The organism is Streptosporangium sp. NPDC049644, assembly GCF_040675205.1.
In the GTDB taxonomy this organism is placed as follows: Bacteria; Actinomycetota; Actinomycetes; order Streptosporangiales; family Streptosporangiaceae; genus Streptosporangium; species Streptosporangium fukuiense.
Window position 1 is genome coordinate 24,560 of sequence record NZ_JBFAOJ010000098.1, and the last position, 7,428, is coordinate 31,987.

Sequence of the window (7,428 nt, forward strand, 5' to 3'; positions counted from 1 at the left end):
CCCCGCCGGGCCTGTCCCGGCCGGCGGCACACTCCTCACGGTCACCGTCTTCCGTGGAGGGCGAAGCCGCCCTCCACCCCGACGACTCTGGCGCCCGTGAAGAAACGGAGGGTCTCGTGGGTGCCCTCCTCTCCCAGACCGGACAGGCCCCAGGCCGGGCGCGGGGTGGACAGGTGCAGGCTCATGACGCTGGAGCCGTTGACCTTCACCTCGCCGGCCCGGACACGCCGGGCGACCGCGAGGGCCCGCTCCTCGTCCGTTCCCACGACGTACCCCTCCAGCCCGTACGGCGTGGCGTTGGCCAGGCCGACCGCCTCGTCCACGGTGTCGTAGGGCACGACCGCCGCGGCGGGGCCGAAGATCTCGTCGGTGAGGTCGGTGCCGGTGATCAGTGTGGGGGCCAGGAAGTTGCCGTCCTCCGGTACGGTCCCGTACGACACGGCCCGGCCGCCCGCGGCGGCGATCGCGTCGCGGACCCGCCGCAGATGGACGGAGTGGATCAGCGGGCCGAAGTCCGTCTCCTCCTCCAGCGGGGGGCCGGCGCGCAGCGCGCGCAGCCGCTCACCGACGGCCTCGACGAGCTCGCCGAGGCCGTCGCGGGGCACGATGAGGCGGCCCAGTGCCCGGCACCACTGGCCGTTGAGCGTGGTGAGCAGGTCGGCCGCGGCCCGGGCGGCGGTCTCGGTGTCGGCGTCGGGCAGGACCACCAGGGGGTTGTTGCCGCCGAGCTCCAGCTGGGCCGGGCGCAGGCCGGCGGCGCAGGCGGCGGCGACCGACCGGCCCCCGGCCAGGCCGCCGGTGAAGGAGACCGCGCGGACGCGCGGGTCACCGACCAGCCGCTCGCCCGTCCGCGGGCCGCCCTGGACGAGCTGGAAGACACCCGGGGGGAGCGTCTCATGCAGGACCCGGGCGAGCAGCTGGGAGCCGTAGGGGGCGTATTCGCTCACCTTGAGGATCACCGGGCAGCCGGCGGCGAGCGCGCTGGCGGTCTTGTGCGCCGCCATCGGCGCGGGGGCGTTCCACGGCACCAGGCACAGGGCGGGTCCCAGGGGAAGCCGGTGCACCTCCACCGTGCGGCCGTCCTCACGGGTCTCGGTGCTGAGCAGCAGACCCTCGCGCAGTTGTCCCGCGGCCAGCCGGAACGCGCCCCCGATGATCATTCCCAGCGGGGCGGTCTGGCGGATCGGCACGCCGGTGGCGAAGGACTCCAGGGCGACGATCGCCGGGATCCGCGCTTCGAGCGCGTCGGCGGCGGAGCCGAGGATCTCGGCCCGGCGTTCAGGCGAGGTCGCCGCCCAGGAGGCCGACGTGTTCTCGGCCGCGGTGAGCGCCGCGCCGACCCGGGCGGCGGAGGTGCCCACCGCCCGGGTCACCGGCTTACCCGTCGCGGGGTCCTCCAGGTCGAAGCCCAGGTCGTCGGTACAGGTGGCCCAGGTGCCGTCGACCAGGTCCTGGACTTCGGGAATGTCGATCATGGATGCTCCAGGGCTGCTCTCGGGTGCGCCCGGTCGTGTCACGGACGGTCCGCGGTGGCGAACAGTTCGTTCTCCTTGGCCTGGGTGACCATCTGGGCGGCCTCAAGTTTGCCGCGTTCGGCGGGGAAGGTCATCACCAACCCCATCGCGAGATCGCGCAGGGCGCGGCCGACCACGCCGCCCATCATCGCGCCGGAGGTGCCGGAGGCCTTGAACGCGCCGAGGGCGACCTGGAAGCACGCCTCGGTGACCGAGCCCTTGCCCATCCGCCACTGCCGGAACACCTCGGGCTTGGACCGCAGCGGCGGCTCGGAGGTCTCCAGTTGCAGCTGGCGGCGGAGCCACAGGTAGGCGGTCTCCAGGTTCACCGTCATGTCGCCGAACAGCACCTGGTGCATCGGGCTGGAGGCGATCGGCCGCCCGGTGTCGGCGAAGGTCTTCTTGGTGAGCTCCTCGACCACGACGTCGTAGACGTTCTGCGCGCACCCGGTGTAGGCGGCGGAGATGGCCAGCTGGTTGCCGACGAAGCTGCCCCGGCTCATCTGCAGCATCCGGGTGAACGCCCCGGGGATCGTCAGCGCCTCGTCGTCGGGGATGAACACGCCGTCGAGCCGGATGCCGTTGTTGGCCGTGGCCCGCATGCCCAGACCGTCCCACGGCGCGCGGGCGGAGACCCCCGGCGCGTCACGCGGCACGAAGAAGGTGACCAGGCCCTCGGCCGTGTCGTACCCCTCCAGCTTGGCGGTGGTCAGGTAGTAGTCGGCCACCCCGGTGGCGCAGCCGAAGGACTTCTCGCCTACCAGGACCCAGCCGCCCTCGGTGCGGCGGGCGGTGGTGGCGATGGTGATGTTGGCGCCGGAGCTCTTGACCGACTCCGAGGCGAAGTTGGCCAGCCACGCCCCGGACGCCATCCGGGTCAGCACCTTCTCGGCGAAGGCCCGCACCACGGGGACCTCCTCGTCGGTGAACAGGCCCGCCTCGATCGCCTCCAGCGGCAGCAGCCCCCGGGAGGCGCTGGTGTTGTGGAAGAAGTAGGCCAGTGCCGTGGACGGGCACGCCGTACCCATCGCGAAGGTGGCCGCGGCCAGGTCGCGCAGCGTGCCGCCGAGCCCGCCGTACTCCTCGGGAACCACCAGCCCGAGCAGCCCGGCCTCGCGCAACAGCGCGATGTGCTCGATCGGGAAAAGGCCGTCCTCGTCGGCCTTGGCCGCGGCGGCGCGCAGCGCGGGCAGCACCGCCTCGACCCGGGCGGCGCGGGCGCGCTCGGCATCGGTCATGTCGTCGACGAGACGTTCGCCGGTCAGCTTGTCGGTCACGTTGTGCCCCCTCAGGCAGGTGGAGTCGGGTGGTACGGGTTCAACTGACGAATCGGTAGGTGCGTCCGGGCAGGGGAGAACCCCAGGAGCTCTCCAGCTCGGTGGCGCCGGCGACCAGGGCGGTACGGTCGACGGAGCTGGCGACCTCCAGCTGGGAGGCCAGGAAGAGCACGTCCTCTCCGGGGAGTGAGCCGTCCACTCCGCCGAGCGTGGTGTCGAAGTGTCCTACCCCGCTCTTCATCGCGACCAGCGCGTTGACCATGCCGATCCCGTTCCGCTCTCGCAGGCGGACTCGCAGGACGGCGGACCGGGCCGAGGCGGAGGCGTCCCGCAGGAGTTCGCGCACCCGCAGCGGGGAGGCGGGGAGCCTGCCCTCCTCCAGCCCGATCTCGTCGCAGCCGAGGTCCGCCAGCCGTCCGACCGCGGACACGACGGCCTCCGCGCGATCCTCGGCGAAGGACTCGGTTATGTGCGCGACCGTCGTCAGACCCGCCCGCCGGGCGGCTTCCACGGTCGCGGCCGCGCTCTCCAGGGCCGGCGGGCCGACGCCCGCACGTGCGGCGGAGACGCTGTACTCCTCCGCCGAGACGACGAACTCGACCACCCCGGCACCCGCGCGGACGGCGGACTGGACCCGGGTGGGTTCCGCGATCAACGCGGAGGCCGTGACCGGGTCGAGGTCGTCGGCGGGAAGCGGATCGCCGTACGGGTCGAACAGCCGGACCCTGGTGCCCGCGGCGCGCAGCGCGCGGGAGATCCTGGCCAGCCGGGCCTCCTCGTAGCCGCGGGTGCGCAGGATCGACAGCAGGCCGGTGTCGGCGACGGCGACCTCGTCGGGAAGCGGGTCGGCGAGCTGGCCCCAGGCCCTGGAGTGGAACAGCACGGGAGCCACCCGCCGGGGCGTGTCCGCGGCCAGCACCTCGCCGACGAAGATCGTGTGATCGCCGCCCGGGTAGGCGTGCGCGACCCGGCAGTCGAGCCAGCCGATCGAGTCGGCGAGCACCGGGGAGCCGGTCACCCACGTGCCCCAGTGCGCGTCGGCGAACAGGCCGTCCGGCGCGGGCTCCTGCCCGGCGAACCGGCGGCCGAGCGCCGCCTGGTCCCTGCCGAGGATGCTCACGGCGAACGTTCCCCGCTCCTCGACCAGGCGGTGGGTCCGGCTGGTCTTCGCGAGACAGACCAGGACCATCGGCGGATCCACGCTGACGCTGGAGAACGAACTGGCCGTCATGCCGTGCCACTCGCCGCCGGCGGTGCCGGTCGTCACGATGACCACGCCGCTCGGCCACTGCGCCAGCACCGCGCGGAAGGAAACACCGTCAGTAGCCACTGCCCCTCGCTGTTTCACTGTTGGAAACGTTGTACCGCTGAAGGTAACGATGTTGCGTGGCCGGTGTCAACGCGGGGGTTACCGTGTTTCCAGGCGGAGCTGATCGTGTTTCCAATGGGGAAATCTCTCGCCGTAGAGTGGACTCCTGCGAAGAGGAGAGGAGGGCCGGGTGTCAGCGAGGACCAGCGTGAGACCGGCGGATGCTGCGGACGAGGGCGACGGCCAGAGCCGGTCGATCGCGGCGGTGGAACGCGCGATGGACGTGCTGCTGCTGTTCGGGCGCAGCAACCGTCCGGATCTGGGGGTGACCGAGATCGCCGCGGAACTCGGCCTGACCAAGGCGGCCGTGCACCGTATCCTGACCGCGCTGCGCAGCCGCGAGCTCATCGCGGCCGACCCGGTCACCAGGCGCTACTCACTGGGGCACGCCGCGATCGCGCTCGGCCGGGCCTATCTGGCCCGCACCGACCTGCGCGCCATGGCGGGCCCCGAGCTGCGCAGGCTGGCGGCCCGCACGAGGGAGACCGCCACGCTGTCGGTACGGCGCGGTGACACCCGCCTCTACGTGGAGCAGGTGGTCCCCGAGCAGGAGTTGCGGATAGAGGTCTCGCTCGGCATCCCCTACCCGCTGCACGCCGGTGGTCCCTCCAAGGCCATCCTGGCGTTCCTGCGTGAGGAGGAGGTCGAGGGCTACCTGAGCCGGCACGGTCTGGAGGCGCTCACGGACAAGACGATCACCGATCCGGCCAAGCTCCACACCGAGCTGGCCGCGATCCGGCGCCGGGGTTACGCCACCTCCTACGGTGAGCGGCAGGAGGGCGCCACGTCGATCGCCGCCCCCGTGTTCGACCATGGCGGCGGCGTGATCGCGGCGATCGGCGTGTCCGGGCCGAGCACCCGGTTCAAGTCACACATGCAGGAGTCGGCGCCCCTGGTGGTCGAGGCCGCCGACCGTCTTTCGGCCCAGCTCGGCCACCGCCGCTGATTCGTCCGCGGCGGTGAGGCGCCCCGCCCCCGTGCCGGCCGGGTTCTCTCCCGGAGCCGTCACGGTGAGGCGGGGCGAGCGCGGGGCGCCCTCAGAGAAGCGCCCCCGGTTTGAACACGCCCGACACGGCCGCCGCGAGCACGCTGCCCCAGATCACCCAGACATAGGGCAGGCACCCGTCGACGGAGCCGCGCAACGTGCGCTCCACCTCCGGAGTCGAGCCCGTGCTGACAAGGGTGCCGAAGGCGGGGCCGAAGGCGCGGAGTTTGAGCCGGATGCCCAGTCCGGCCGCGAGAGCCAGCGCGTAGAGCAGCAGCTTGGCCCCCAGCCATCGGGGGTTCGTGTCCACCCCGAACGGACGGTCGGCCAGCAGGGTGTAGCTCGCAGCCCCGACGATCGCGGCGACCAGCGCGATCCGGATCGCCCAGTCGGCCTGCCGTACCCGGGGGAATCGGCCGTGGGTGCGGTGGTCGGCCACGGTCAGCACCAGCCAGAGAGCGGCGAAGGCCCAGACGAGCAGGACCGACCAGAGTGGGAAGAGGCGCACGCCGAAGAGTTCGGCCCCGTGCGGTTCGAGCGCCATGAGTGTCACCCCGCTGGGCAGGAAGAGCACCAGGCAGATCTTCGGGCCGAGGTCCAGGCCGCTCATGATCTTCAGTGCGGTGGCGCGAGCGGCGGGGGTCAGTGCCGGATTCAGCACGGATCTGCTGGAGTAGAAGACGCCCAGGTCCCCGCCCAGCCAGAAGACGAACAGCACCAGGTGGAGCACGATCCACCAGCCGTGCGGATGAGGTCCCACTCAACACTCCCTTAATCGTCAAGTTTGGAAACGAAGTTACAGTGTCCGAAACATGATGGGAAAGGGGGAGAGCCGGCCCCTTTCGAGCGGGGCCCTTCGACGCACGGTGCCGCCGGACCGTTTCCGTCCGGCGGCACCGTTCATGTCTGGCGGATCCCGGTGTCAGGAGTTCGGGATGACCGCCGCGAGCGGCAGGCCGCCGCCGAGGACGACGTTGGCCTTGGTGCCGCACGTCGAGAGGTTGTCGGAGTCGGTGCAGTAGTGGGAGGCGGTGTACGAGCCGGTCGCGAGGTCCCGCGCCCAGGTCGAGGCGAAGTCCCGCAGCCAGGAGGTCTGCGTGGCGTTGGGGGAGCAGGTGGCGCCGAGGATGCCGATCGCGTCGGTGTTCTCGCCCTCGGAGTCGATGTGGCAGCTGCCGCCGGAGGGGATGCCCAGGGTGTACTTGGTCCATACGAGCTGGATGCCGACGAAGTTCGACCCGAGCGCCGCCAGCGCGCCGAAGGAGTTGTTGAACAGGTTGATGACGCTCGGCCGCGCCGCGATCTGGAGGACGGGGCGGGTGTTGCCGGCCGAGACGGCGAGGAGGTTCTCGGTGAAGCCCGAGGCGGCCACCGCGTCGAAGAGGATCGCGCCCTTCAGGTTCGAGTAGCCGTTGCCGGCCAGGCGGGCGCCGACGACGCTCGCGAAGTGGCCGCCGGCCGAGTGCCCGCCGACGATGTACTTCACCGGCAGGGCCTTGCCGTTCGGCGGGGTGATCGCGCGAGAGCCGAGCAGGTCGCCGAGCTGGTTGCCCAGTGCGGGGTTGCCGTTGCTCATGTCGGCGTCCACGCAGAACACCATGACGCCCTTCTCGGCGATCGCCTTGCTGGTGTTGCGCAGATGCGAGCAGTTGCGGCTGAATCCGTGCTGGGCGAGCATCAGGGCCGTGGCGGTGCCGTTCGGCAGGTACCAGGTCAGGTTGTACGAGGTTCCCGCGATGGTCGTGGAGTCGGTGACACACGTGGTGGTGCTCGAGGAGTAGCCACCGCACGCCGTGGCGGCCTGCGCGGCCGGGGCGGCCATGATCGTGGTCGTCAGGAGCATGCCGATCACGGCGGCGAACGCGGCCATGATCCTCCGCGGACGTCTGTTGACGTTGACCTTCACTTTTCTCCCTGTGTGCTCGGTGGGGGGCGGTACCGGCCCGGCGGGGCCGGCGGATCCGGCGATGCTCCCGAAACCCGGGATGAGGCCGTCCGGCACGGTCGTGAACGCGCCGGCCGGGGCGACCGCGGGGTTAGATCACGCCTTGATCGATGCGCGTCAAGAGGCACCCCTTCACGGGTTCCGGGCAGAGAAAATGGAAACACCGTTTCGCAAAAATGGAAACGTTGTTTCGCACAGTATGGCTTCAGGTCCGCGCGATGCAATGCCCGGAATCGCTTGATCTTCCGGGGAACGTTCCAGCTGTCGTCCGGGGCGTGGCTCGCCTCCCGGCGGGCCGGTGCGGGCACGGAGAAGCCGCCCGCGCCGCTGGTCGGCGC

At 71.4% G+C, this 7,428-nt stretch carries 6 protein-coding genes; 1 reads left to right on the top strand and 5 read right to left on the bottom strand.

Features of this window, described 5'->3' with window-relative positions:
- Window positions 1-41: 41 nt before the first annotated feature.
- The 3 genes from AB0J58_RS36365 to AB0J58_RS36375 are packed head-to-tail and all read right to left on the bottom strand — an operon-like array spanning window position 42 to window position 4,121.
- Window positions 42-1,475, bottom strand: a complete 1,434-nt coding sequence (locus tag AB0J58_RS36365) for an aldehyde dehydrogenase family protein (RefSeq protein WP_364224439.1) — start codon at window positions 1,473-1,475, stop codon at window positions 42-44.
- Window positions 1,476-1,513: 38 nt separating this feature from the next.
- Window positions 1,514-2,791, bottom strand: coding sequence for an acyl-CoA dehydrogenase family protein (locus tag AB0J58_RS36370; protein ID WP_364224441.1), 1,278 nt, complete (start codon window positions 2,789-2,791; stop codon window positions 1,514-1,516).
- A gap of 40 nt (window positions 2,792-2,831) precedes the next feature.
- The gene (locus AB0J58_RS36375) at window positions 2,832-4,121 is read right to left on the bottom strand and encodes a flavin reductase (RefSeq protein ID WP_364224443.1); all 1,290 of its coding nucleotides are present in this window, start codon (window positions 4,119-4,121) and stop codon (window positions 2,832-2,834) included.
- A gap of 187 nt (window positions 4,122-4,308) precedes the next feature.
- Here AB0J58_RS36375 and AB0J58_RS36380 point away from each other — a divergent pair, with 187 nt between their 5' ends.
- The gene (locus AB0J58_RS36380) at window positions 4,309-5,106 is read left to right on the top strand and encodes an IclR family transcriptional regulator (RefSeq protein WP_364224445.1); all 798 of its coding nucleotides are present in this window, start codon (window positions 4,309-4,311) and stop codon (window positions 5,104-5,106) included.
- Between the two features lie 91 nt (window positions 5,107-5,197).
- Here AB0J58_RS36380 and AB0J58_RS36385 read toward each other — a convergent pair whose 3' ends face one another.
- Together AB0J58_RS36385 and AB0J58_RS36390 are read right to left on the bottom strand one after the other, a co-directional pair.
- Entirely contained in the window at window positions 5,198-5,905 is a 708-nt protein-coding gene (locus AB0J58_RS36385) for a hypothetical protein (RefSeq protein WP_364224447.1), read from the bottom strand.
- A 162-nt stretch (window positions 5,906-6,067) separates the two neighbouring features.
- A complete protein-coding gene (locus AB0J58_RS36390; RefSeq protein WP_364224449.1) occupies window positions 6,068-7,051 on the bottom strand; it encodes a hypothetical protein in 984 nt (327 codons plus the stop codon).
- Window positions 7,052-7,428 lie beyond the last annotated feature (377 nt).

Coding starts and splice junctions, on each gene's coding strand:
- AB0J58_RS36365 (WP_364224439.1), bottom strand. CDS start 1,475: ATGATCGACATTCCCGAAGTCCAGGACCTGGTCGACGGCACCTGGGCC.